We start from the raw sequence: 23,499 nt of genomic DNA, 5'->3' as shown, positions 1-23,499 counted from the left end.
ATGCGCTTTCGTATTATAAGGAAGGATGATCTTCTTGAGGAGAAAACGGTTTAAAAGTCATACCATGATTATATTAATAGGAGTTCTGTTGATTAGCCAGATCGGTTTTCATCCCAAAGAGAGTGAGGCTGCAAGTACTGGAAAGCTGCTTTATGATGTAACTACAGATAAGGCAATGTATGATCCTGGGGCGAAGGTGGAGCTGCGCATTGATTTGAAAAACCGATTAGGGCGAAATATTGCTGGCGGTTCAGTTGAGATTAAGGAGAAGCATTTACAGGAGCAGATTGGCAATACGATCACGAAAGAATTAAATCTAAACAATAATGCAGATCTGATGATGATTGCCGATTGGATTGCCCCAAAACCCGATTTTAAAGGATATTTGATTGAAGTGGATGTGAAAGACGCTGCTGGAGCGATTGTTGACTCTGATACGGTCGGCGTTGACGTATCTTCAACGTGGACTAAATTTCCGCGTTACGGGTATGTCTGGGACTTCAGACAGAATACCAATACGGCTGAGCGGATCGATAAGCTTAAGAATTACCATATCAACGCCTTGCAATACTATGACTGGAAATACCGGCATCACAAGCCTGTTGCACCGAATCTGGTCAAGTGGGATGACTGGTCAGGTCGAGCGATTTACGGAGATACAGTCAGAAGCTACATCTCGCAGGCAAGAGCAGTCGGGATGGCGAATATGGCTTACAATATGATCTATGCGGCTACTTCCGGTTACGAACAGGATGGTGTACAGCAGGATTGGGCCCTGTATTATGCGGATGACAATCCGAGTGGGCAGGGACATTTCAGCTTCAAAATGGCAGATTCTACGCCAACGGGCATAACCCACCTGTATTTTTTTAATCCGGGAAATCCCGGGTGGCAAAATTATATTTTTGGCGAAATGAACAAGGTGTTTCAGTTTTTTGATTTTGATGGCTGGCACGGTGATACCGTGGGCGAATGGGGAAAAATGAAAACCTCCGATAATCAAACTTTGTATGTAAAAGACACGTACACAGAATTTCTGAACAAGGCTAAACATGCGATTGGCGACAAGAAACTCGTCTTTAATCCGGTCGGCGCCCAAGGAATTGAAAACGTTAACATATCCGACGTGGATGTCCTTTATGCTGAGATTTGGCCTTGGGACCGGGATAGTGATGGCCAGCTGTATGACACTTATTACTCTCTTAAAAAGGAGATCGAGCAATCGCGTAAAGAGAGCGGAGGAAAATCACTCGTTGTCCCCGCTTATATGAGTTATGACTATGGAGAGCAGAATCCAGGAAGTCCGTTTAATACAGCTGCTGTAATGCTGACAGGGGTAACGGTTTATGCCGCTGGTGGTTCACGGATGGAGCTTGGTGATAACGGCAATATGCTTAGCAACGAATATTTCCCTGCCCAAAATCTGTACATGACAGAGGAATTGCAGCATCGTGTAAGTAAATTGTATGACTTCATTGTAGCTTATGAGAATCTTCTTCGTGATGGTCAGACGGAGACAACGAATCGCATTGAAATCCCGGCTTATGCCAGCGGCAAATATGGAGATCCGAATAAAATCTGGGCTTATAGCAAGAAGGATAGCCAATATGAGATCGTTCATATGATCAATTTGCTTGGAGTAAGCCGAAAGGATTGGAGAGCAAATGATGGACAAAAGGAAACACCAAAGCGGATCTCTAACTTTGAAATGAAATATTACTACTCTAACGATATAAACAGCGTATGGTTGGCCTCGCCGGATGCAAATGATGGACGGTCCAAGCCATTGGCCTTTACCAAGGGGAAGGACGAAAAAGGCAAATATATAAAAATAACAGTCCCTTCCTTGGAATATTGGAACATGATCTATATGAGCACTAAAGATTCGGGGGGCAAGATAGACCCGCCGGTGGATGGCCCACTGGTTAACGGTGATTTTGAAAACGGACAACAGGGGTGGATGTATACAGGGACAGCTGCTCATGGTGTGGATTCCAACGATGCCTACGAAGGAAGCAAGTACTGGATTTATGGTACAGAGCCGTATACAGCCACCGTCTCTCAAACCGTTTATGGTCTGAAGCCGGGTATTTATACCGTAAGCGCCAAAGTGAAGCAGAATACCGGCAATCCTTTCACCAGCCTCATGGAATTAACCGATAATGGGGCGGATCCCGTTCATGTATACATTCCACATGGGAATGAGTATAGAACGATATCTGGAATTGTGAAAGTAACAAATGGCAGTCTGAAGATTGCTTTTTCCCAAAATGCGCCAGGCAATACGAATTTGCAAATTGACAACGTAGAGTTGAAGCGGTTTTCGGGTACGTTAAAGAAGTGATTTATAGCATAGGAGCACTTGATGGAGCGAAATGCGAGAACGGCCATGCAGAAGGTTTGAACATTTTCATCGCTTCCGTAACGCGCCGCAATAAGTTTGCAACATGAGGCTGATATGATAAGGGTCAAGAAGGGAGAGGGAAATCCGGCCTGCCTCGCGAAAGGAGGCTCCAGAGTTGTCCGGGTGTTCACCCGACAGGCCTGGTTAACGGCTGGATTGACCGCTCCGGAGGAGGAATCCATTGATGAAAACTTATCCAGAATACAGCCGCGTCACGGATGGCAAAAAGCACGCAAAGCTCATCTTGATTTTAGCTGTGGTCGCTTGCATTCGTCCGGTCATGAGCATGCTTGGCCTGCTGCAGCAAATCGGGCAGCCCGCCGGCAGCATCATGTTTACGGTTGCCATTTCCCTCGTATGGATTGCAGCTGCGGTGCTCGCACGAGTGAAGCAGCCTGTAACGACGTTGATGTATACCGGCATTGTATACGGCATCCTGGTAATCCTGATCAGCGCCGTCCTCTCGCCGATTCTGACCGGCGAGCTCCAAGGGCCGGTGACGAATCCGTTTGCCATCGTCAGCGTTCTGATTACGAACGCCATTTGGGGAATCGTCACGGGCGGGATTGCTTTGGTGTGGATGCGTGCGATTAAGCGATAACTGCCTAAAGCTGCCCGTGGTCATGCTTGGGGATTGGTTCGTCGCAAGCATGAACTAATAAGCGTATCAACTGAGCAACCCATGGCATGCCGGGAACCCGGCGGCCATGGGTTTTTGTTTGGCTAAAGCCAGCGGATAGGCATGTATATCTTCACTGCCCATTCACCCCAACGATAGCTTATTTTACATAAATATCTACTAAAGGGGACGCTCAGATAACATTCCCTTACTATAATAGATCTGATTAAAACGCATAAGGAGAGTGTGAAGATGAAGCTGGCGATCCTTGGAGATTTGCATTATCACGAGGCGGACGAACAGATTGGCGCATGGGGGATGGCAAGGGATGCGTTTTATACAAGAATGCTGCACCATTTCATGAGTGCTGAAGCGGATATGCATATTTCGCTTGGAGATCTTACGAATTTCGGTACGGTGAGAGAAATCGATGAAGTCTATGGAATCATGGAGCGTTACGATACGAATTTTGTTCATGTGCTCGGGAATCACGACACCTATTCCCAGTCCAAGCGGGATTTGCTCATGAGGACGGGGCAGGCCCGCTATCAGGCGCTCGACATGGAACAGGCGGTGTTCGTATTTTTGGACACGACGAGAGAGATGGATTTAACGAACTGGGGAGGCTGGCTTGATGAGGAGCAGCTGAGCTGGTTCGAGCATATCGTTGTCAGCTCCGGCACGAAGCCGATGCTTGTGTTTGCGCATCACCCGGTGCATCTGACCACGACAGGATCGGATCGGGATAAAGGCTCCATTGACCCTTCAATCGATATGTGGCGGATTTTAAGCCGAAAACAGGGCTCAGCCGTCTATTTCAACGGGCATACCCATGTCGATTCCATTACGAAACAGAACAACTGGACCTTCGTGCAGTTGTCCGCTTGCTTGGACCAGCATGCGTACCGGATTGTCGAATTGGAAGAAGATTCGATTCATATCCATGCCGTCGACATCGATGACATGGAGCTGTCGAGGCAGCTTCCCGAAATTCATCGCCATATGAAGCACTTTAGTCCGAATGCAAATGCCAGAGGAACGGAGCTTGAGCGGGCGTGCAGCATTTTGCTCGTGAAAGGAGACGCCGAGCTAGCAAATACGGCAGCCGTCAAGGCAGGCAGCAGTCATGGTTAATCAGACACCATCCAAGGCCAATCGGTCTTATGCGGAAAAGCGGGGGAAGATTTCGGGATCAGTCTCCGCCACTGGTCTGCGGGAGCTGCTTGAGCTGCGCCGGAACGTGGCTTCTATTCGGGATGTCAGGCAGCTTGAAGCCGCCCTTACGTTCAGCAATACATTAAGCTGTGTATTCATGCTGACAGGAAACATCGGCGTTATCAAAGGCTATGTGGATTTGTTCAAGCAGCATGACATTCCGGTGTTCGTTCACGTCGAGAAGATCGGCGGCTTGTCCTTCGATCAGCCCGGATTGGAATATTTAGCGAATGCGATCAAGCCTGACGGCATCATTACGACGAAGATCCAGGTCGTGAAGAAGGCCCAGAAGCTGGGGCTCACCACTATCCAGCGCTTCTTCCTGATCGATTCCGAGGGACTTGCCAACATCGCTCAATCGCTGGACCAGGTACAGCCGGACGTTATCGAGATTATGCCCGCCCGGATTCCGGAGGTGCTGGGAAAAGTACGGGAGATGACGAAGCTCCCCATCATATCCGGCGGGCTGCTTACGCAGCGAAAGCATGCGGAGGAGTGCCTTGCGCACGGGGCGACCGCCATTTCCTCTTCAAGCCCTTCGCTGTGGAAGGAAAGTTTTGACTTAACGGAAGTTTAACAATCCAAACATATGCCGTTAACATATGGGCGATAAGATGAAGGCAGGTTGAAGAGACAAACCTGCCTTTTCTAACCACACAAGTAAATAGCCGATGGGTTGGAGTGAAGGAGAAACCTGAACAGACCATAGAGTCTTTGTCTTAGACTTTTGTATGGTTTGCTTCAGGTTTCTTTTTGTCATGCCCATAAAGTCCTGACAGACCGGGTCCCGAACGGCTTTAAGGGGAGGATTTTGCAAAAATCCAAAGAGCGATTTTCAATCAGCAATGGACCCAGCGAAATGGTTTAGGTCGTCAATATATCGGATCGGGGAGCGACTGGAATCGAAATTTTGCAAATTCATTAGAAATAAAACTATGGGAGGAAATGAAATGAAAAGAAGAAAAAGACGCGGTTTCTTAACACTCATGCTGGGGATGGCCATGATGCTGTCCGCATGCGGCGGCGAGTCCGGCGGTGGCGCGGCAACGAACGCGAGCGCAGGCTCGGCTAACACGGGCAATGCCTCCGGCGAGAAAATCCAAATCAAGTATTGGTACGCGTTCGGGGAGAAAATCGAGGAAGCCAAGCAGGAGCTGGTCAAACGGTTCAACGAATCCCAGGACAAGATCGAAGTCGTTGCGGAATACCAGGGCAATTACGATGACCTGCACGCCAAAGTACAGGCTGCATTTGCGGCTGGCGATGCTCCGGCCGTAACGGATCTGGAAATCGCCTCGACGGGCACGTTTGCCAGATATGGCATGCTGCAGGAACTGGCTCCTTTTGCCGAAAAGGATAAGGACCAGCTGAAGATCGATGATTTCAATCCCGGCTTGATGGGAAATGCCTATGTTGATGGAAAGCTGTACGGACTTCCGTTCATGCGCAGCACGCCGATCATGTATATGAACGTTTCGCTGCTGGAAAAAGCAGGCCTTGATCCGGCCGGACCGAAGACATGGGCCGAGTTCGAGGAATACGGACGCGTGCTTAAGGAAAAAGGGATTACGGCCATGACGATGCCGGTCGACATCTGGTTCTACGAAGGGCTTGTCGCCCAATCCGGCGGCCAAGTGCTTGCCGAAGACGGCAAATCCGGCCTGTTTAACACGCCTGAAGCGGTAGAGCCGGTGGAGTTCTGGAAGAAGCTTGCGTCGGAAGGACTCATTAAAATTCCGGTCGGCGATGAAGCGGGCGCGACGGCGGATAAAGACTGGGCGAACCAAACCTCCGCGTTTAAATTCGGTTCGACGGCAGGAGTAGCCGGGGCGATCGATATCTCGAAGGGAAATAACTTTGAATTTGATACGGCGTTTATGCCGGCAAACAAGTCTTACGGGGTGCCTACAGGCGGATGCCAGCTCGTTATGACATCCAAGCTGAGCGAGGAAGAGCAGGCTGCAGCATGGGAGTTCATCAAGTTTATGACGACAACGGAAAGCACGATTTACCAAAGCAAGCACGTCGGTTACCTGCCGACCCGATTGTCGGCGCTGGAGACGGAAGAGATGCAGTCCCTGTATAAGGAATATCCGCAATACAAAGTAGCTGTGGACCAGCTGGAATATGCGAGACCACGTCCGATGGAGACGGCCTATCCGGAAGTGGCCAAACTTGTAAAGAGCGCGATCGAGAAAACGCTGCTTGATCCGAAAGTAACGCCTCAGCAAGCGATGGACGAGGCGAACGAAAAGGCGAACGCACTGCTCAGCAAATAATCGGGAGGTATGTGAGATGGGCAGAATCGAGCTAAAAGGAATCAGCAAGTTTTTCAAAGAAGAGGAAGTCATCAAAAATTTGGATCTGACGATTCGGGACGGTTCCTTCACCGTCCTCGTCGGACCGTCAGGCTGCGGCAAATCGACAACGCTCCGCATGATAGCCGGCCTCGATGAGCAGACGAAGGGCGAGATCTGGATCGATGACAAGTGCGTAAACGGGGTCCCTCCCGGAGATCGCGACGTAGCCATGGTGTTTCAAAACTATGCGCTGTACCCGACGATGAACGTCTACGACAACATCGAGTTCGGGCTCATTAACCGCAAGGTGCCGAAGAAAGAGCGGGAGAAGCTGATCAAGGACATCGCCGAAATCGTCGGCCTTAGCGATTATATGAAAAAGAAGCCGGAAATGCTGTCCGGCGGGCAAAGACAACGCGTTGCGCTTGCGCGCGCCATGGTCAAAAAGCCGCAGGTTTTTATCCTGGATGAACCGCTTTCGAACCTGGATGCGAAGCTGCGCCACCAAATGCGTACCGAGCTGATTCAGCTGCATGAGCGGCTCGGCACCACCTTTGTCTATGTTACCCATGATCAGGTTGAAGCGATGTCCATGGGGGATGAAATCGTAATTATGAATAAGGGCGTTATCCAGCAGGCGGCTTCGCCGATGACGCTGTACAACGATCCGGCCAATGTATTTGCAGCTCAATTCATCGGTACACCGGCTATGAACATTTTGCCAAGCCAGGAGCTTCAGCTGCCTTCGGCCCAAGGGAAGCGGCATGATATCGCCAGCTTCGGGTTCCGTCCCGAGCATGCGCTATTCCATGCGCCGGCTGCATTCGAAGGACTTCGACTGGACGGGATGGTGCTGACCCGCGAAAGCCTCGGCGCGGAAAATATTTATCAAATCCAATCCTCGCTCGGCATGTTCTCGGTCAAGACGTTTCTTGAACCGCTCACATCGGATACGCTGGTCTCGGTGACGGTTCCTTATGAGCGTCTGTACTATTTCAATAGCGAAGGCCAAAGGCTCAGACAGTTAGAGGTCCGGCGTGGGGAAGAATTCAGTACGACGAAGACGCCTGAATTGGTATCGGTAGGCGGGGGGCTCTAGCATGACATCTCGTTTGTGGGAAAAGCTTAAGCCTTATGGCATGATTTCGCCTTCGCTTGCCGTATTCGGTATATTCTTCATCTACCCGATCTTCTACATGATCTATCTCAGCTTCTTCGATTGGAATTTCGTCAGCCCGACGAAGAACTATGTCGGCTTGCAAAATTTTACGGATCTGCTGTCGGATAAAGAGTTCATGCAGGTGCTTCTGAATACGACCATCTACACCTTTGCCACGGTGTCGCTGACGCTCAGCATTTCGCTGGCCATCGCCCTCTGGCTGAACCGCTCGGGATTGTTTTACGGATTCGTGCAAGGCGCGATCTTCAGTCCGCACATCATTTCCCTGGTGTCCATCTCCCTGCTGTGGAGCTGGCTCATGGATCCCGAATACGGATTGCTGAACTGGGTGATCGGTTTGTTCGGCCTGTCGCCGCTGCAGTGGCTGTCCCACCCGGACACCTCGCTCATATCGCTGATTCTGGTCGCCGTGTGGAAGGGAATCGGGTTCAACACGCTGGTCTTTATTGCCGGCCTGCAGAGCATCCCGCCGAGCATTTACGAGGCGGCCGCGCTTGACCGCTCGAAGCGGTGGCGGACGTTCCGGAAGCTTACGCTGCCGATGCTGTCTCCGACGCTGTTTTTCTTGGCGATTATGAGCATGATCGGCTCATTCCAGGTCTTCGAGACGATTGCAATCATGACCCAGGGCGGGCCGGTCAACTCGACCAACACGCTGGTATATTACATTTACGAATACGGCTTCCGCTTCTTCAAGATCGGATATGCATCGGCAGCCGGCGTCATGCTGCTCATCATTGTCGGCGTGCTTACGATTATTTACTTCCGCATGCTGTCCAAACGCGTCCATTACAGATAAGCCTGGTGCGGCATAGATGAGTTAGCGGAAAGGAGAGGACGAATTCAAGTGAGTGCAATAGAGAAAGCAGTTCAGGCAAGAGAGTCGTCCGAACGAAATTTAAGGCCGGAGGCATGGAGCGGGGTCAAGGTGATGAACGGCATTCTGAAAGCCTTGAACATTATCGGCATGCTGGGCCTTGTGCTGATCTTCGCCCTGCCCTTTGCATGGATGATCTCGACGTCGCTTAAAACCCTGCCGGAAACGATGATTTTTCCGCCGGAATGGATTCCGAACGATCCGCAGTGGCAAAACTTTATTCAAGCCTGGAATTCCGGACCGTTCCTTCATTATTTCTTCAACAGCGTTTTGATTGCGGGCGGTATTCTAATCTTGCAAATGCTGACCATGATTCCTGCGGCTTATGCTTTTGCGAGATTTCAATTTCCCGGTTCAGGCATCCTGTTTGGATTCGTCATGGTGACCTTGATGATTCCATCTCAGCTTATTTTTCTACCGGTTTATCTGCAGCTTAGCTCGTGGCATTTGCTGAACACCCATTTGGGGCTGATTTTGCCTTTCGCCTCCAGCGCCTTCGGCATTTTCCTGCTAAGACAGTCCTTTAAGCAGGTGCCGGAAGAGCTTATTGAAGCGGCGCGGCTCGATAAGGCCAAGGAATGGAAGATCATGTGGAAGCTGATGATTCCAATGGCCCGTCCTGCGCTGATCACGATTGCACTGTTCAGCTTCATCAGCCACTGGAACGATTATTTCTGGCCGCTGGTCATGACGACAAATGAAACGGCAAGAACCCTGCCGCTCGGGATTGCGAAAATCCGGGAAACGGAGGGTGTTGCGACGTGGAATATTTTGATGGCGGCGAACCTGATTCTCGTCGTGCCGATCCTGATCGTGTTCTTCTTTGCACAGCGCTCGATTATTAAAGCGTTCGTGTACAATGGCGTAAAGTAGATTATGAAATTCGTGAAGGTTCATATGACGAAACGAAAGAAGTCCGGCACCTTGGCCGGACTTCTTGTTTGTGTATGGAAGGCTCGAGAACGATACTCGAGGAATTTCAAAGGTCTATCAGTCCCGATTCGCCAGCTTTGCCAGCAGGCGGATAATTTCGATGTACAGCCATACGAGAGTGACCAACAAACCGAAGGAGCCGTACCACTCCATGTATTTCGGTGCACCCTGTTGCGCCCCTTCTTCAATGAAATTAAAGTCGAGCACGAAATTCAATGCGGCGATAATGATGATGACAATCGAGATCCCGATTCCGATCGGCGTGCTGTCATGCAAATACGGAACGGTAACACCGAACAATCCGAGTACGAAGCTGAGCAAATAGACAAGCGCCACGCCTGCCGTAGCTGCGATGATTCCCCGCCGGAAGCCGGGGCTTGCCTTGATGAGTCCGGTCTTGTACGCAAGCAGCATGCCCAAGAACACGCACATCGTCAGCAGGGCCGCCTGCAGCGTAATGCCGTAATAGAGGGATTCATAATTGGCCGATAATGCGCCGAGAAACAATCCTTCCGCAACCGCGTAGATCGGTGCGAGAAACGGCGCCGACTTCGGCGCGAAGCTGATGATCAGCGCCAGCACAAAGCCGCCGATCGCACCGCCGACCATAAGCGGGAACATATCGTACCCGTTAAAGAACATGACCCAAGAAATGACTGCTGCCCCGATAAGCAGCGCAAGCAGCATGAACGATTTGTTCACCGTTCCGCCGATGGTCATCGTCTCTTGGTCATTGTAATGCCCGCTCCTCTCAAACGTATTCTCATTAAGTGTTGGATTTCCGCTACGACCTAACAAATGAATGCCTCCTAGATAACTATTTTTATGTCCATTCTATCATAGGTTGTCATATTTTAGGAGATGGAATCTTTTCGCATCGAAATTCCTCGCCTGTTTCGTGGAGCGGACAATGAATTGCGTTTGTGTATGCAATTTTAGACATTCAAATTTAATGTGTCCAAAATATTAGACGTCGTCCAATCAAGCTCATGTTACAGATTCAGCCGTTTGAGCTTATTGTAGAGCGTTGCCCGTGAAATGCCGAGCTGCTTCGCCAGCGTGTATTTATTCCCGTTAACAGCTTGAAGCGCTTCAAGCAGCAGCTTTCGCTCGTACTCGTCAAGCCTTGCTTGGTAAGCAGCACCGTTGATCGGCGTGGTGCCAGTGTCATTTCCCTCCCCCGGCTGAGGACTCTTATCGCCGGAATACATATGGTCCGGCAAATATTCGCGCCGAATCTCTCCTTCGGTAGAGAAGATAACAAGCCGTTCAATGGTGTTGCGCAATTCGCGGATGTTGCCCGGCCAATCGTACCTTAGCAAATCTTCGAATACCTCCGGCGTAAACGAATGGATATGGCGGCCATAGACAAGCGAGAATTCGTGAAGAAAGGACTGCGTCAGCTCGTAGATATCCTCTTTGCGTTCGCGCAAAGGGGGAACGTCCAACGTCACGACGTTCAGGCGGTAGTACAGGTCCTCACGGAAGCTGCCATCTGCAATCATCCGTTTCAAGTCCCGGTTCGTGGCCGCGATGATCCGGCAGTCGGCGCGATGCAGCTGCGTCCCGCCGACCGGGAAATAACTTCGCTCCTGGAGCACGCGCAGCAGCTTGACCTGCAGGTCGAGAGGCATTTCCCCGATCTCGTCAAGGAATAAGGTGCCGCCGCGGGCCAGCTCAATCTTTCCTTTCTTCCCTTTCGGGTCCGCACCGGAGAAAGCGCCCCGTTCGTAGCCGAATAATTCGCTCTCGAACAATGCGGCCGGAATGGCTCCACAGTTGATTGCAATGAAGGGGGCGTTCGCAGGCTCGCGCGATTCGTGGATCGCTTTGGCGAACAATTCCTTCCCCGTTCCGCTCTCGCCCTGGATCAGCACCGTCGCTTTCGTCGAGCTGATCTTCTTGATCGTTTCGATGCTGTTTTTAATCGCGCGGCTCGTTCCCTTAATATGCTGAAAAGGGTCTCCCGCAGGGCTCAGCATCGCCACTTCCTTCTGAAGATGATGGACCTTGCTTGTCATCTGCAGCAGCTCTTGATGCAGCCGCATTTGGGTGGTCAGATCCGTTTCCGCTGCAACGGCGCCGATAATCCGATCCTCGAGCGTAACCGGATTGGAATTAATCAGGACGAACAGGTCGTGACGCGGCCGATGCTGCATTTTATGGGCAGGCTGGCCGGTTTCTAATGTGCGAAGGGACTGCAGCCGGTCGACGGGAAAGAAATCGGAAGCAGGCTTGCCGATGATATCCTCCCTCGGAATGGAGAAGATATGCTCTGCACCGGAGGTCCAGACGGCAACGCGTCCTTCCTCGTCAATCAGCGTGATGGCAACGTCCGGGTCCAAGGTATTCAGCGTTGTTGTGAAGTAAGCCTCCAGCACCCGGTGAGCCTGCACCAGCGCATCTACCATTTCCTGAGCGGATAGATAGCCGACCGCTTTGCCGTTTCGCTGTACGATCGCCCATGAACAGCAGGTAAAGGCAGCAGAGGCTTTCGTTAATGGCTCATCTGCGTTTATGGTCTCGACATGAATCAGGATATCTTGGATATTCTGTACGGGATCCGAAGCCGATGAAGGCAGCAGCCCATATTTGCCGGTCTCGACCCTGACAAAGACAGGGGTACAGCCCGCCGTAACCAGGGCATCCCGGATTGCTGCCGGGTCGGTCAGATCAACAATGATGCAGTCCGTGCGGATGAGCTGCTCCACGCTCGGCAATCGATGCTTCATTCGGTGGCCCCCTAGATATAGAAAATGTAAATGCTTACAAACTCATGTTAGGGCCATTATACCGAGCCTGTTTTTCAGTGTAAATCACTTGAACATATTTTTGACGACCATCCATAGATTCGCAGGCTTTTCCGCCAAGCGCCGGGTGTAATACGGGTACCACATGCTGCCGTACGGCATATAGCAGCGGATCCGGTAGCCCTCCCTTGCCAACTGCGCCTGGTCGCTCATCCGCAGGCCGTACAGCATCTGGAATTCAAAGGCGCTTGCCTTGATGCCGTTCTTATGCGCGTATTCCTTGACCCAATTGATGATGCGGTCATCATGCGAGGCGATGGCGGTGTACACGCCTTGGTCAAGATGCATTTGAATGAGCGTTTTGAAGTTGTCGATCACTTCGCTCATTTGCTGATAGGCAACGGATGCCGGCTCCTTATAAGCTCCTTTCACAAGCCTGAGGTTTACGCCCGCTTTGATCAATTGCTTCACGTCTTCCCGGGAACGCAGCAAGTAGGCTTGAATCACGGTCCCGACGTTGGTCAATCCTTCCCCGTGAAGGCGAAGGACGATATCAATGGTCGCTTGCGTATAGGGCGAATCCTCCATATCGATCCGTACGAAGTTGTTATGCTGTTTAGCCTCGGCGACGACGTCCCGAATATTGCTGTAGCAGGCTTCCGGGTCCAGGGCCAAGCCCATCTGCGTCGGCTTTAACGATACATTGGAGTTTACCTTCCGTCTGGCGATCCCGTTGATTAAGCGTACATATTCCTCCCTGTAGCCTGCAGCCTCCGATAATTGCTTGATTCCCTCCCCCAGATGATCCAATGTGACCATGATCCCGTTTCCGTTCAACCTCTCGATTTCGTCCAGCGCTTCCTCCAAGTTGCTGCCTGCAATGAATTTTGCTGCTAATTTACGGCCGTACCGAAGGGCAAGATGCTCCACCAGTTTATTGCCGGAAACCGATAACAATACCTTTCGATAGAGTTCGATACTGTCCACGTTTGATTTCTCCTTTCAGGCTGTCATTGCTGACGCAATGAATCTTTACTGGATGACCGCAAGCAAAAAACGTTCCAGACGAAAAAACAAGCACCGTTGGCATGATATTTGCTTATTATCCTATAAGTGCGTGTTCAAAAAGGTCGATTTTCAGCACCGAGAAGGTTGGATGAAGCTAGGGACTGAGGAGCGGAGCGTACGTTTTGGGTACGTGAGCACCGGAAGGCCCGGCTGAATTCAAGATTCGATGCCGAGCTGCTTCCTGATTCGCTTCGTGATCAAAAGCGGACTTTTTGAACAACCTCTATAAGACCGGTGGAACAGGATTTGGCGATTCCACAACACATGTGAAAGGGTGGTTAACGTTTATGAGAACCGAATTCAGGAACGAGTCGTTTGTCAACTTCAAGGATGAGCGCAACAATGCGGAATATGACCGCGTGCTCGAGCAGACGGAGGCGGGGCTTGGCAAAGCGTATCCGCTGATCATCGGAGGCGAGCGCATCATGACGGAGACCAAGGCCGCTTCCATTAATCCGGCAAATAAAGCTCAGGTGGTCGGTATCGTATCGCAGGCGGACGTACAATATGCGGAGCAGGCCATCCAAGCCGCTGCGGCTGCTTTTGAGACTTGGAAGCGGACCGATCCGAGTGAGCGTGCGCGTTACTTGTTCCGTGCAGCGGCTATTTTGCGCCGGCGCAGACATGAATTTTCCGCCTTGATGACGATTGAGGCCGGGAAGACCCGGGTGGAAGCGGATGTTGAAACGGCGGAGGCGATCGATTTCCTGGAGTTTTACGGGCGCGAGATGCAGCGGCTCAGCCAGCCGCAGCCATTGACGGTCAGCCAGGAAGAAGAGAACGAGCTGTATTATCTGCCTTTAGGCGTAGGCGTCATCATTCCGCCATGGAACTTTCCGCTGGCGATTATGGCAGGCATGACGATGGCTGCCGTTGTTGCCGGGAATACCGTCGTCTTGAAGCCGGCGAGTCCGACGCCTGTCATCGCCGCGAAATTTATGGCGCTGCTCGAAGAGGTGGGACTGCCGGCGGGCGTTGTCAATTTTGTACCCGGACCGGGCGGCGAGGTCGGCGATTATCTTGTTGACCATCCGCTGACCCGTTTTGTCAGCTTTACGGGTTCCCGCGATGTAGGACTCCGCATTAACGAACGGGCAGCGAAGACCCAGCCTGGACAGAAATGGATCAAACGCGTCGTTGCGGAAATGGGCGGCAAGGATGCGATCATCGTCGACCAGGATGCCGATCTCGATCTGGCGGTGGACGCCATTACGCTGTCCGCCTTCGGTTTCTCCGGCCAGAAGTGCTCGGCTTGTTCCAGAGTCATCGTCCATGAGAAGGTCTACGATACCGTCCTGGAGCGGGTGGCGGAGCGGGCAAGCCGGCTCACGATAGGTGCGCCTTCGGCTGCCGGAACGGATGTAGGTCCCGTGATCGATGAGAAGGCTTATCTGAAAATTCAGGAGTATATCGAAATCGGAAAACAGGAAGGTCGCCTGGTTCTTGGGGGCGGCACCGGAGATCCGAACGGATTCTTTATCGAGCCTACGATTTTTGCGGATGTGGACCCGAATGCCCGGATCTCGCGGGAAGAAATATTCGGTCCGGTGGTTGCGTTCACGAAGGCGCAATCCTTCGATGAGGCGCTGGCGTTCGCCAATAATACGGATTATGGCTTAACCGGAGCCGTTATTTCGCGCAGCGGGGCGAATTTGGAGAAGGCAAGACGCGAGTTTTTCGTCGGCAATCTGTATTTCAACCGCAAATGCACTGGCGCATTGGTCGGAACGCATCCGTTTGGCGGATTCAATATGTCGGGTACGGACTCGAAGGCCGGCGGCCGGGATTATCTGCTGTTGTTTACCCAGGCGAAGCTGGTAGCCGAGCGCTTCTAAGCAGATGAACTCCGGTCATATCGTCTAAAAAATTAGACACCACATCATGATGTTCAATTGGAATGTTTTTGAGTATAGTCAAGAGAGAGCAGTTACATGACTTGGAAGAGAGCCTGCGGAAGGAGGAGAACCTGTTGCTGGGCTATCAATTGGTGCAAGACCAAAGCACGAAGCTGGCAATAACTCCTGAACTGAAGCAATCGATTCATATATTAACCATGTCCGCCGAAGACCTGATCCGGTACTTGCAGGAGCAGGAAGCCGAAAATCCGGTCCTTGAACTGGAATTCGGCCGGGATTTCGACGTGTACGGCCGTAGCAGCAGGGCCGCAATCGTCAACGGGCACGAGCTGGACCCATTACGGAACGCAAGGCAGGCGCAGGACACGCTGGAGTCAAGGCTGAGGAGCCAGCTGCGTCTTCTCTCCCTCCCGAAGGAGGTATACCGAATTGCGGCATTTATGGCGGGCAACTTAAATGATGGCGGCTATCTGGATCTCCCGGTCATCGAAGTTAGACGAAAGCTAGGCATATCGGAGGAGCTCCTTCGGACCGCGCTTGAGGCATTGCAATCATTGGAGCCGGCCGGGGTCGGCTGCAGGGATTTACGGGAATGCCTGCTGCTCCAGATCGTGAGAGATTCAGCGGCTCCCCCGTATGCCTATGAAATCGCAGACCGGTACTTGCCTGAGCTGGCAAATGGGAAGCTGGGGAAGGTTGCCGCGGCCTTGCACATCCCGATGGAGAAGGCAAGGACGGCATCGGATTATATTCGCGGCTTGAATCCGCGTCCCGGGCTGGCGTTTGCCGCAATAGAGACGCAGTACATCATCCCGGATGCGATCGTCGAAAGCCATGGGGATGGCTTCACGGTGTCGATGCATCCGGCGAATCTCCCCAAGCTCTCCATTAACAGCTCCTCCAGGGATTGGGTGATGCTGCGGGGATCCGCCGAAGCCTCTTCATATTTGAACGTCTGCGTCCGATCCGCACGCTGGTTGGTTCGGAGCGTGGAGAAGAGGAACCGGACGCTGATGAGGGTCGTGATGGCCATTATGGAGGAGCAGCGAAGGTTTCTGGCAGAAGGAATCAGGGGCATTGCCCCGATGAAGATGAATACGATCTCGGCCAAGCTGAATGTGCATGAATCGACCGTCAGCCGGGCGGTGCAGGGGAAATTTGTGCTTACGCCGCACGGCGTGCTTCCCTTGAAATATTTTTTCTCAACCGGATTATCAACCATTGGCGGGAGAGGGATATCCTCCCGAAGCGTGAAAGCGCGAATCAAGGAGCTCATCGACAACGAAGATAAGAACTGTCCCTGCTCGGATCAGCATATTGCCGATGTACTGGGCGCGGAGGGAATCCGGCTGTCGCGCAGAACGGTTGCGAAGTATCGGGAGCAAATGCAGATTATGCCCTCCGCCTTTCGCAAACGCAGATAGAAAAGGGTGCCCTCGGAGTGATGTATCCGAGGGCACCCTTATTTTGACTCCGCCTTCCTTAAAGCGAAAAACGGATGCCTCATTACCGCCGTATGCCCGCTGGATCGGCATCGTCCTGCTCTTGTGTCAGCGAGCCCGCAAACGAATCGATTCCTTTCATCATGATATCAAGCGACTCCAGCACATGATAGAAGATTATCGGAGGCACGGTTTCTTCGTCCGGTATTCCGGCCTCCTCCGCTAGGCTGATGATATGGTCATAACCGATAACCAGAACGCAGATCTGATGCAGAAACCCGGCCGATTCATGGAAGCGGCGGCTCTCAGGGCTCGTAGCCGAGCCTTTCAAGGAAGCGGCGTTCCGAATATCGCTGCAGAGCTTGAAGAGATTTACGGCCAACGTTTTCAGAACCGATGACAGGTCTGCATAGACGCTCTTGCTGCCGGATGAAGCGTCCCAGCGGCTCGCCGCAAAAAACTCAATGCGCGTCATATGCCTCAAATAAGAGACGGTCCGCTCCGTTAATTCGCGATTTGCTTGGGGCATGACGGCATCCCGTGCCGAATCGATACGGATCCTCTTGAATCGGGAGGCGGCTTCGGCCAGCCGTGCTGCATCCAGCTGCAGCTGCTTCGCGGATTCCCCGAAAGTCCGGGTCAGCCGCGCCGGTACGTTCATAACGGGATCCGTGGAATTGCCCTGGCGCTGTCCCTCGAGGCGTTCTTTTGCCATCCATAACCGATATTTTAGTCCCTCGGTGGCTGAGACCAGCTTGTGCGTTAGCTGATGGGCGGCGACATTCAGCGATGTTGAAAGGATCCAGTCGGCCGAATGAGGGCCGTTTACGTGAAGGTCCGGATCGATCAGGTCGTAGTTTCCTTTATCCTCAAGCATCAGCTCCAGTGCCCGGTTGGCAAGCACCTCGTTTAAATTCACATTCAAAAGATGGCTTGATGAACCATGGATATAACCTGCAATAAACTGCTCCGAATGCTTTCCTTCCTTGATTTCATCGGCCGCCTTCATGATGAGATTTCCGATTCGTCCGGGCACGATCTCTTGATCGATACCTGCACGGACTGCTGCACTTTTGACGCAGGCCAAAGCTTTAATAAACTGGCCATGGACGGGGGCATTCACCTTCGGATATTGCCCGGCAGCCCGCATCGTCTGGACACCGTAGTAGGCATGGGACGGCACCTCAACCGGCCCGGTCTTGTCCCGTTCAATTCTGATCATCATCTCATCCCTTTCGAAAATGTTGTGTCGTCATTTCTTATGATGTTAACAAGCAATTTTCGTGCCAACCGCCATATTGGCCTTGTCCGATCATTTGTTCATCGGGCAGCAAATTGCTATCCCTGCCCAATGTTTAGTAAACTGATGGAAAAACCACGATAGTAGGTGCATGAGATGAGTATTGAAATTCGAACAGGGCGCAGGGACGAGCTGCAAGAGATTATGGCGCTGATCGCCCGCTGCGTCAAAGTCATGCAGGCAGGCGGAAGCGATCAATGGGACGAGCAGTATCCGAACCGGGACGTGATCGGAGAGGATCTGCAGCGGGGGACGCTGTTCGTAGCAGAAGGGAATGAGCGGATTCTTGGCATCGTTGTCCTGGATGAGCATCAGGATGAGCAGTACGGGAGGATCGATTGGAAGCAGACGGAGGGGCCGCATCTGATGATGCATCGGCTTGCCGTCGATCCACAAGCGCAAGGCCAAGGGGTTGCCCGCAAGCTGATTGAATTTGCCGAAAACTATGCGGTCCGTGAAGGGTACACCAGCATCCGGCTGGATACCTACAACAAAAATACGGCGGCATTGAAGCTGTATCGCGGGCTTGGCTACGAGGAGCGGGGCGAGGTGAATTATCCGGGCAAAACGGCCAGCTTCCCGGTATTCGAGAAGGTATTTTCAGAGCGCGTGGAGTAGATTTTTCTATAATGATAAACAGCTAAGCGGGGTGCACGATGGGGGGCGGCCCCGTTTTTTTTTTTTTTTTCATGGGCTGCCTCAAACTTCGAAGCATTGAATATTGAATTGAATTTAGAAAAATTTCTAAATAGATCTTGAAATCCGCTCCGAACTGAGAGATAATGTATTTAGAAGAAATTCTAAATAGAAACAGGTGAAGCACATTGGGTTTTCCGGAAACCTTCAAGGCGCTGTCAGATCCCGTTAGGAGGGAAATCTTGATCATGCTCCGCAAAGGGAAGATGTCGGCAGGTGAAATCGGCCAGCACTTTGACATGACGGGCGCAACGATCTCGTATCATCTGTCCCAATTGAAGAAGGCGGGACTTATCTCGGAAACGAAATATAAGAACTATATTTACTACGAAATCAATGTTTCGGTTATTGAGGAAATCATGCTGTGGTTCTCACAGTTCAATGGAGGTAAAGAGGATGGAAAAAAAGAATAAATCCGTGCTTATTTTGACCACGCTGCTGTGCTTGCTGCCAATCATCTTGTCGGTCACCCTGTACGATCGGCTGCCGGATCGGCTGGCCATTCACTGGGATGCGGCCGGCAATCCCGACAATTATGCATCGAAGGCGGTTGCGGCCTTCGTTCTGCCGCTCATGTTGGCCGTGATGAATGTGATCGTAAATGTTGCGCTCAATCACGATCCGAAGCGAATGAATGCAGCACCTGCATTAAGAATGTTCGGATATTGGTCCATTCCCGTTTTGTCGTGCATCCTGACGCCTGTCACGTTATTTAAAGCGATGGGCGCCGATATTCCGATTGATACCTTCGTGCCTGCACTAGTGGGGCTGCTGTTTGTCATCATCGGAAACTACTTGCCGAAGAGCAAGCAGAATTATACCGTGGGCATCAAGCTTCCATGGACCTTGAACAGTCAGGATAACTGGAATCGGACGCATCGTTTTGCAGGGTATGTGTGGATGGTGGGCGGATTGCTCTTGATGGCAGTGGCGTTCCTGGATATCCAGGGAATCTATGTCACATTACCGATTATCGTGCTGATTGTCTTTGTACCGGCAATTTACTCTTTTTCCCTATATAAAAGAGGGGTGTAAAGCGACGGATTTTAAAAGCAAATAGGATAAGACCGGAAATAACCGGGCTTATCCCATTTTTTATCCGCCGCGTGCCGGCCAGCGGCAAACGGCTCGATCGTTAATGGATGGCTCGTTAACCTGCGGTCAACGGTTTTCGTTACCGTAAGGATCGATCGTTTGAATGGTTCCGTCCTCGTTGTACTTCAGCTCGGTGAACTTCACGCTGCGCTTATTGTCCGCACCGCCGGACAGGGAGCTGTCATGATAGAACAGGTACCATTTATTTTTAAATTCCACGATCGAATGATGGGTCGTCCAGCCGAGAACCGGCGTAAGGATCGTTCCTTTGTACTCGAACGGGCCAGTCGGGCTTTGACTCGTCGCGTATACGATCTTGTGGGTGGAGCCTGTCGAGTACGACAAGTAATAAGTGCCGTTGTATTTATGCATCCACGGGCCTTCGAAATATCTGCGGTCTTCATCGCCTGCCGGAATCGGCTTCCCGTTCTCGTCAACGATTGAAATTTCCTGCGGCGCGGCTTTGAATGTCAGCATATCGTCGCTAAGCTCGGCCACGCGCGGCCCTAACGCCGGCGCATCGGCGGCCGGTCCTTCCGCATCCGGGACGAATGTGCCGCTCTGCCATTTCTCCAGCTGGCCGCCCCATAGACCTCCGAAATACATATAAGCCCGGTCGTCATCGTCCACGAACACGGCGGGATCGATGCTGAAGCTTCCTGGAATATAATCGGGCTCCGGCGTAAACGGTCCGGAAGGGGAGGAGCTGGTAGCTACGCCGATCCGGAAGATCCCCTCGTGATCTCTGGCCGGAAAGTACAGGTAATAGGTGTTGTTTTTGTAGGCGGCATCCGGCGCCCACATTTGTTTTTGCGCCCAGGGCACATCCTTGACATGAAGCACTTCACCGTGATCCACGCAAGGCGCATTCACATCCTCCAGCGAAAATACATGGTAGTCCTCCATATCGTACTGGTCACCGTTATCATTGGACGTATTGTCATGATCAAGATCATGGGACGGATAAATATAAAGCTTCCCTTCAAATACATGGGCGGAAGGGTCGGCTGTGTAGATATGGGTTACGATCGGTTCGTTCGGCTGTACAGGCTTGGTCATTTGGATATCCTCCTTCATCTTTGCATGTAAGCGTTTATATTATTGTAGCAAAGCCGAAGGAACCAAAACACCTAAGAAAATTAGGTATTATACCTAAAAATTTTAGGTCTTCTCGGAAGAAGGAGGAATATCGTCCCGACCCATTGGCGACGAGCAGAATCAATGTGATGTTAATCTTTAAAGATAAGACAGGAACAGCGTGGCGATGCCAAAATAGATAATCAGGGACAAAATATCGTTAATCGTCGTAATCAGCGGGCCCGAAGCGACAGCCGGATCGACGCGAAGCTTGAACAGGATAAGCGGTATGACCGTTCCGGCCATGGTGCCGACGATGAGCGTAGCAATGAGCGAGCTGCCGACAACCAGTCCCAGATATAAATTTCCCTGCCAGATGTACGCGATCACTGCAATGAAAATGCCGCAAATCACCCCGATCATTATGCCTACCTTAAGCTCGCGAGCCAGCAGCCGGACGACAACCGGTCTGGACAGCTCCTTCGTTGCCAGGCCTCGAATGATGACGGCCAGCGACTGGGTTCCCGTGTTCCCGGTCATGCCCGCAATCATCGGCATGAAGAAGGCCAGGGCGACAACCTGTTCAAGGGTTTGCTCGAATACGGAAATGATCGTCCCCGAGATCAGTCCGATGAAGAGCAGCAGAATCAGCCAAGGCAATCGCCGCGCAGCCGCGTTAACGGCCTTCGTATTGAAATCGATGGATTTGCCTCCGGTAGCATTCATCTTCTGAATATCCTCGTCGGCTTCCCTGACGATAACGTCGAGAATATCATCAACGGTAATGATCCCGACCAGCGTTCCGTCTGATTCAACGACCGGAATAGCTACAAGGTCATATTTTTGAATAAGCTGCGCAACCTCCTCCTGATCCGCATCGACAGGCACGGACAGCACGCGGCCGTTCATAATCTCCACGATGGTTTCACCGGGTTCCGCAAGGATGAGGGAGCGATAGGACACGACCCCCACTAGTTTTCGCTCCTGATCGATCACATACAAATAGTTAATGGTTTCGGCGATGGAGACAAAGGCCTTCAGCTTCTGTACGACATCGGAGACGGTATAGTGCTGGGGGATCCAAACATATCTGTTGGTCATGATGCGTCCCGCTGTTTCCGGCGGGAATTTCATGATGTTCTGGACGAATTGCGATTCCTCGTCACGCATGCCCCTCATCAGCTCTTCTTTTTGCTCTTGTGACAGTTCATCGAGCAAAATGGCCAAATCGTCATTGTCCATGAGATCCAGGATGAGGGCGGTTTTCTCTTGGTCCAGTCGACCCAAAACATCAATTTGCTGGTCGTGCTCCATCTCCTGAATCATATCGGCAAGCTGCTCCTCGTTCAGAAACTGCAGAAAGCGGGCTTGCTCCATATCGCTGAGCTGGCTATGGATCCTTGCCAGATCATAGGGGAGAAACTCATCGATGATTCTCTGAAAATCGGTTGAGGTACTGGCTTTCAGGCTCTCTTTAATGTCCGGTATCCATTGCTCCAGAGTTCGAGCATTCACAACAAGAATTCCCCTTTCATTCCATCCAGATGATAATGAAAAGATTACGTATTATAGGGTTCACCATCACGACTTGTTCTTAAACAGTCCAGGTGCAGCAACCGGCCGAAAGAAACAGGACCACTGCCGGGAGAGAGTCCGTGCCAGGAGTTGCAAGCGGTTTCAAATTCAAATAGAATATAGGCGCACGAATTAATGAGTAGGGGTGAGGGTATGAAGTACAGACGTCTCGGCAAAACGGAACTGAAGGTATCGGTAGTCGGCGTAGGAACATGGCAATTTGGCGGTGATTGGGGAAAGGACTTCAACCAAAAGGAAGTCGACGCCATCTTAACCCGTGCGAAGGAGCTCGGCATTAATTTGTTGGATACTGCAGAATGTTACGGACCGCATCATATGTCCGAAAAATTTATCGGCGATTTCTTGTCGCGTGACCGCCGTGAGGATTGGGTGATCGCCTCCAAGTTTGGCCATAGATGGCATGAGCAGTGGGAGGAAGCCTGGGATGCGAAGCAGATCCGGATTCAGCTCGAGGAATCTCTTAAAGCACTGCGTACGGATTACATCGACCTGTATCAATTTCACTCCGGATCAGATGCAGTGTTCAATAATGACGATATGTGGACAATGCTGGACAAGCAGGTCCAGGCGGGTACGATACGTCATCTGGGAATTTCCATTGGAAGCAATACGAACCTGTATCAAACCGACAAGGCCGAGGAGCTTAATGCCAAGGCCATTCAGGTCGTCTATAATCGTCTCGATCAAGCGCCGGAGGAGGAGGTTCTTCCATCATGCATACGCCAGGACCTCGGCGTATTGGCGAGGGTGCCGCTTGCAAGCGGGTACTTAAGCGGGAAGTACAAGCCGGGGACGGTATTCAGCGATAATGTGCGCAAGAACCGTGATCAGGACGAGATCAATGCCAAGCTGAAGCTTGTGGAAGAGATTCATAGGAATGAAGTGCCGGAGGGCGTCCCAATGGCCGAATGGGCATTGGCCTGGTGCTTGAAGCATCCGGCCGTCAGCTGTGTCATTCCGGGCTGCAAGAGCGTCGAGCAGGTCGAGATGAATGCGAGAGCGGCAGAGCTGGATATGGTCAGCGACAATCATCCCGGAGCGTGGAAATCATAATAACGATAAATCGAATATGAATTACCGGATCCGTCACG

20 protein-coding genes are annotated in these 23,499 nt (G+C 51.7%); 14 read left to right on the top strand and 6 right to left on the bottom strand.

Annotated elements, in window-relative coordinates:
- Positions 1 to 34: 34 nt before the first annotated feature.
- From NST08_RS21890 to NST08_RS21855, 8 genes are all read left to right on the top strand, one after another.
- Positions 35 to 2,344: a glycoside hydrolase family 66 protein gene (locus NST08_RS21890; RefSeq protein ID WP_341342305.1), complete on the top strand. Its 2,310-nt coding sequence runs from the start codon at positions 35 to 37 to the stop codon at positions 2,342 to 2,344.
- A 244-nt stretch (positions 2,345 to 2,588) separates the two neighbouring features.
- Positions 2,589 to 3,005, top strand: a complete 417-nt coding sequence (locus tag NST08_RS21885; protein WP_186332954.1) for a hypothetical protein — start codon at positions 2,589 to 2,591, stop codon at positions 3,003 to 3,005.
- A 270-nt stretch (positions 3,006 to 3,275) separates the two neighbouring features.
- Positions 3,276 to 4,157, top strand: coding sequence for a metallophosphoesterase family protein (locus NST08_RS21880; RefSeq protein WP_341342304.1), 882 nt, complete (start codon positions 3,276 to 3,278; stop codon positions 4,155 to 4,157).
- Positions 4,150 to 4,815, top strand: a complete 666-nt coding sequence (locus NST08_RS21875; RefSeq protein ID WP_144871393.1) for a glycerol-3-phosphate responsive antiterminator — start codon at positions 4,150 to 4,152, stop codon at positions 4,813 to 4,815. Before NST08_RS21880 ends, NST08_RS21875 begins: the two co-directional genes overlap by 8 nt.
- A 373-nt stretch (positions 4,816 to 5,188) precedes the next feature.
- The gene (locus NST08_RS21870; protein WP_007127502.1) at positions 5,189 to 6,517 is read left to right on the top strand and encodes an ABC transporter substrate-binding protein; all 1,329 of its coding nucleotides are present in this window, start codon (positions 5,189 to 5,191) and stop codon (positions 6,515 to 6,517) included.
- Between the two features lie 16 nt (positions 6,518 to 6,533).
- Positions 6,534 to 7,637 (top strand): ABC transporter ATP-binding protein, encoded by a 1,104-nt coding sequence (locus NST08_RS21865; protein ID WP_341342303.1) that lies wholly within the window; start codon positions 6,534 to 6,536, stop codon positions 7,635 to 7,637.
- A gap of 1 nt (position 7,638) precedes the next feature.
- Positions 7,639 to 8,517: a carbohydrate ABC transporter permease gene (locus NST08_RS21860; protein ID WP_007127504.1), complete on the top strand. Its 879-nt coding sequence runs from the start codon at positions 7,639 to 7,641 to the stop codon at positions 8,515 to 8,517.
- Positions 8,518 to 8,649: 132 nt separating this feature from the next.
- Positions 8,650 to 9,468 carry a carbohydrate ABC transporter permease gene (locus NST08_RS21855; RefSeq protein WP_040737814.1) on the top strand — a complete coding sequence of 273 codons (819 nt, stop codon included), beginning with the start codon at positions 8,650 to 8,652 and terminating at the stop codon, positions 9,466 to 9,468.
- A gap of 117 nt (positions 9,469 to 9,585) precedes the next feature.
- On the opposite strand, the gene NST08_RS21850 is transcribed toward NST08_RS21855, so the two are convergent.
- The 3 genes from NST08_RS21850 to NST08_RS21840 form a co-directional block, all read right to left on the bottom strand.
- Complete coding sequence (locus tag NST08_RS21850) at positions 9,586 to 10,326, bottom strand: Bax inhibitor-1/YccA family protein (protein WP_341342302.1); 741 nt, start codon at positions 10,324 to 10,326, stop codon at positions 9,586 to 9,588.
- Between the two features lie 194 nt (positions 10,327 to 10,520).
- On the bottom strand, positions 10,521 to 12,260 hold the full coding sequence (locus NST08_RS21845; RefSeq protein WP_341342301.1) for a sigma-54 interaction domain-containing protein: 1,740 nt from the start codon (positions 12,258 to 12,260) through the stop codon (positions 10,521 to 10,523).
- 84 nt (positions 12,261 to 12,344) lie between these two features.
- Positions 12,345 to 13,265, bottom strand: coding sequence for a proline dehydrogenase family protein (locus NST08_RS21840; protein WP_007127508.1), 921 nt, complete (start codon positions 13,263 to 13,265; stop codon positions 12,345 to 12,347).
- Between the two features lie 368 nt (positions 13,266 to 13,633).
- Here NST08_RS21840 and pruA point away from each other — a divergent pair, with 368 nt between their 5' ends.
- A complete protein-coding gene (pruA, locus tag NST08_RS21835) occupies positions 13,634 to 15,181 on the top strand; it encodes an L-glutamate gamma-semialdehyde dehydrogenase (RefSeq protein ID WP_144878844.1) in 1,548 nt (515 codons plus the stop codon).
- Between the two features lie 134 nt (positions 15,182 to 15,315).
- Positions 15,316 to 16,626, top strand: a complete 1,311-nt coding sequence (gene rpoN, locus NST08_RS21830) for an RNA polymerase factor sigma-54 (protein WP_245256031.1) — start codon at positions 15,316 to 15,318, stop codon at positions 16,624 to 16,626.
- A gap of 82 nt (positions 16,627 to 16,708) precedes the next feature.
- On the opposite strand, the gene NST08_RS21825 is transcribed toward rpoN, so the two are convergent.
- Complete coding sequence (locus NST08_RS21825; RefSeq protein WP_144871166.1) at positions 16,709 to 17,869, bottom strand: lyase family protein; 1,161 nt, start codon at positions 17,867 to 17,869, stop codon at positions 16,709 to 16,711.
- A gap of 171 nt (positions 17,870 to 18,040) precedes the next feature.
- On the opposite strand from NST08_RS21825, the gene NST08_RS21820 reads away from it, so the two are divergent.
- From NST08_RS21820 to NST08_RS21810, 3 genes are all read left to right on the top strand, one after another.
- Positions 18,041 to 18,562: a GNAT family N-acetyltransferase gene (locus tag NST08_RS21820; RefSeq protein ID WP_007127512.1), complete on the top strand. Its 522-nt coding sequence runs from the start codon at positions 18,041 to 18,043 to the stop codon at positions 18,560 to 18,562.
- 206 nt (positions 18,563 to 18,768) lie between these two features.
- The gene (locus NST08_RS21815; protein WP_040737818.1) at positions 18,769 to 19,053 is read left to right on the top strand and encodes an autorepressor SdpR family transcription factor; all 285 of its coding nucleotides are present in this window, start codon (positions 18,769 to 18,771) and stop codon (positions 19,051 to 19,053) included.
- Entirely contained in the window at positions 19,037 to 19,675 is a 639-nt protein-coding gene (locus NST08_RS21810) for an SdpI family protein (protein WP_007127514.1), read from the top strand. Before NST08_RS21815 ends, NST08_RS21810 begins: the two co-directional genes overlap by 17 nt.
- A gap of 126 nt (positions 19,676 to 19,801) precedes the next feature.
- On the opposite strand, the gene NST08_RS21805 is transcribed toward NST08_RS21810, so the two are convergent.
- Complete coding sequence (locus NST08_RS21805; protein ID WP_341342300.1) at positions 19,802 to 20,794, bottom strand: glycoside hydrolase family 43 protein; 993 nt, start codon at positions 20,792 to 20,794, stop codon at positions 19,802 to 19,804.
- 177 nt (positions 20,795 to 20,971) lie between these two features.
- On the bottom strand, positions 20,972 to 22,327 hold the full coding sequence (mgtE, locus tag NST08_RS21800; protein ID WP_144871172.1) for a magnesium transporter: 1,356 nt from the start codon (positions 22,325 to 22,327) through the stop codon (positions 20,972 to 20,974).
- 213 nt (positions 22,328 to 22,540) lie between these two features.
- On the opposite strand from mgtE, the gene NST08_RS21795 reads away from it, so the two are divergent.
- Entirely contained in the window at positions 22,541 to 23,461 is a 921-nt protein-coding gene (locus NST08_RS21795; RefSeq protein WP_144871174.1) for an aldo/keto reductase, read from the top strand.
- Positions 23,462 to 23,499: the final 38 nt, after the last annotated feature.

The sequence above is a fragment of the Paenibacillus sp. FSL K6-1566 genome (assembly GCF_038050475.1).
Taxonomy (GTDB): domain Bacteria; phylum Bacillota; class Bacilli; order Paenibacillales; family Paenibacillaceae; genus Paenibacillus_AQ; species Paenibacillus_AQ lactis.
The sequence above is the reverse complement of the archived record's forward strand: the minus strand, read 5'-3'. Positions and strand labels throughout refer to the sequence as shown.